At 70.7% G+C, this 2491-nt stretch carries 3 protein-coding genes; 1 reads left to right on the top strand and 2 read right to left on the bottom strand.

From position 1 onward, the window contains the following. Nucleotides 1-943: amidohydrolase (locus tag GJ634_RS14900; protein WP_157503620.1), on the bottom strand; the 943-nt coding region annotated here is incomplete at its 3' end. A gap of 467 nt (nt 944-1410) precedes the next feature. Here GJ634_RS14900 and hisG point away from each other — a divergent pair. Continuing rightward, entirely contained in the window at nt 1411-2259 is an 849-nt protein-coding gene (hisG, locus tag GJ634_RS14895) for an ATP phosphoribosyltransferase (protein WP_157503619.1), read from the top strand. Here the strand turns inward: hisG and GJ634_RS15705 are convergent. After that, a partial coding sequence (locus tag GJ634_RS15705) for a hypothetical protein (protein ID WP_394350902.1) occupies nt 2260-2491 on the bottom strand: 232 nt, incomplete at its 5' end. It lies immediately after the preceding gene.

The raw sequence follows: 2491 nt of genomic DNA, 5'->3' as shown, positions 1-2491 counted from the left end.
CCGCGTCCCGGAGTTCGTCGAAGACGTCGAGGTCGTTGTTCGACGCCGCGCCGTCCGTCCCGAGCGCGACGTTCACGCCCGCGTCGCGCATCGCCTGCACGGGCGCCATCCCGGACGCGAGCTTCATGTTCGACGCCGGGCAGTGGACGACGCTCGCGCCGCGCTCCGCGAGCAGGTCGTGCTCCGCGGCGTCCGTGTGGACGCCGTGCGCGAGGAAGTCCGCCTCCGTGACCATCCCGAGGTCGTCGGCGTACTCCAGCGGGCGCTCGCCCTCCTCGTCGACGATCGGCGTCACTTCGTCGCGGGTCTCGTTCGCGTGGAAGTGCACCGGGAGGTCGTGCTCGCGGGCCTTCCCCACGAACTCGCGGAGGTACTCCTCGCCGACGGTCGTCAGGCTGTGGGGCATGTACGCCGTCCTGATGCGGCCGCCCGCAGCGCCGTCGTACTCCCGCGCGACCTCGATGCTCTCGTCGTTGTCGCGGTACGCGTCGCCCTCGTCCTTCCCGACGGTGACGACGCCGTGCCCGAGCCGCGCCCGCACGCCCGCCTCCTCGACGGCCGCCGCGATTTCGGGGACGTGGAAGTACATGTCCGCGAACGCCGTCGTCCCCGACCGAATCATCTCCACGAGCGCGAGCTCCGCGCCCGCCCGCACGTCGCCCTCCGTGAGCTCGCCCTCCGCCGGCCAGATGTCCTCCTGCAGCCACGCGTCCAGCCGCTTGTCGTCGGCGTACCCCCGGAGGAGGGTCATCGCCGCGTGGCAGTGCGCGTTGACCAGCCCCGGCATCACCAGACAGTCCTCGGCGTCCAGCCGCTCGTCGCCCGGCTCCGTCTCTCCGACGGCCAGAATCTCCCCGCTCTGCTGGTCCACGAGCACGTCGCCCTCCGCGACCGAGAAGTCCGGGTGCAGCACCCGCCCGCCCGCGATCTGCAGTGTCGTCATACCCCCTGCTTCGACCGAGCGGCTTGTGTGTCTGTGGGTTTCGCGTTCGTGGCTCGTTGGATCCGTTTCTGCTATCTTCGACGCGGCGACCGACTTCGCGAACGCTTCCTCGGAAGCCCCCGCGTTCTCGGGTCGAGGGCTTCGCTGCGCTCCTCGCTCGCTACCGCTCGCTGCGGTGCTTACTTCGGCCGTCTTCCCCGAGAACGCGGCTCCTTCCAGTCCACCCGTAGCCGGTTGGTCATCCGGTAGTTGGGCGGACTGAAAGGGGCGAGGCTGTGGACGAAGGCAGGCGACGCAAGCATCACAGCGAACGCAGTGAGCGAGGAGCGGGGCGAGCCTCCCGAGTCCACAGCCTCGGGGCTTTCGAGGTGTCGTAATGCCCGCAGTCGTCGTTCGCCGCGAGAGCGAGTTGAGGAGAACTGCGAGAAGGAAAACCTAGTTCCCCGTGCCACGCCTACCCAGAGCACATGCGAATTGCCGTGCCCAACAAGGGCCGCTTGCACGACCCGACGCTGGACCTCCTCGACAGAGCCGGCATCGGCGTGGAGAACGGCGCCGAGCGCCAGTTGTACGCCGACACCGTCGACCCCGACATCACCGTGCTGTACGCGCGGGCGGCGGACATCCCGGAGTACGTCGCTGACGGCGCGGCGGACCTCGGCATCACGGGCCTCGATCAGGTGCGGGAGTCCGGCGTCGGGAACGTCGAAGACCTGCTGGACCTCGACTACGGGAGGTGCCGGCTGGTGCTGGCGGCGCCGGAGGACGGCGACATCGACGCCGCCGGGGACCTGGCGGGGAAGACCGTCGCGACGGAGTTCCCGACGATCACGCGGGCGTACTTCGACGAGCGCGCGGTCGACCCGGACATCGTGGAGGTGACGGGCGCGACCGAGCTGACGCCGCACGTGGAGATGGCCGACGCCATCGTCGACATCACGTCGACGGGGACGACGCTTCGCGTGAACCGCCTGACGGTCGTCGACGAGGTGCTCCAGAGCTCCGTGCGGCTGTTCGCCCGCGAGGACGTCGTCGACGACCCGAAGGTCGAGCAGGTCGAGACCGCCCTGCAGTCCGTGCGCTCGGCGGAGGGGAAGCGCTACCTGATGTTGAACGCGCCCGAGGAGAACCTCGACGCCGTCGAGGACGTGATTCCCGGGCTCGGCGGCCCCACGGTGCTGGACGTCGACGAACCGGGGATGGTGGCGGTCCACGCCGTCGTCGAGGAGCGGGACGTCTTCGAGGCGGTGAACGCGCTCAAGCGGGAGGGCGCGACCGGCATCCTCGTCACCGAGATCGAGCGCCTCGTCGAGTAGTCACCGCCGGCCGCCGACGGCGCTCGCGGCGGACGCCGTCAGCGGGTAGACGACGAACCCGAGCACGCTCAGCCCGGCGAGCGCGAGCGCCGCCAGCCGCAGGTCCTGGGCGGCGTCCGTGACGATGGAGAGCGCGGCCGCGCCGGTCGGGGAGAGCCACGCGCCCGCGGCCGCACCGGGGTCGCCGAGCGCGTGGTACGCGCCGAGGAGGACGGCCGCGATGCCGAAGACG

Origin of the sequence: Halobacterium sp. CBA1126 (assembly GCF_009741975.1) — an archaeon.
In the GTDB taxonomy this organism is placed as follows: Archaea; Halobacteriota; Halobacteria; order Halobacteriales; family Halobacteriaceae; genus Halobacterium.
This window is presented reverse-complemented; position numbering and strand designations above follow the sequence as displayed.

Excerpts from the sequence above, each read along its gene's own strand:
- hisG (WP_157503619.1), top strand. The coding sequence starts at position 1,411 with ATGCGAATTGCCGTGCCCAACAAGGGCCGCTTGCACGACCCGACGCTG.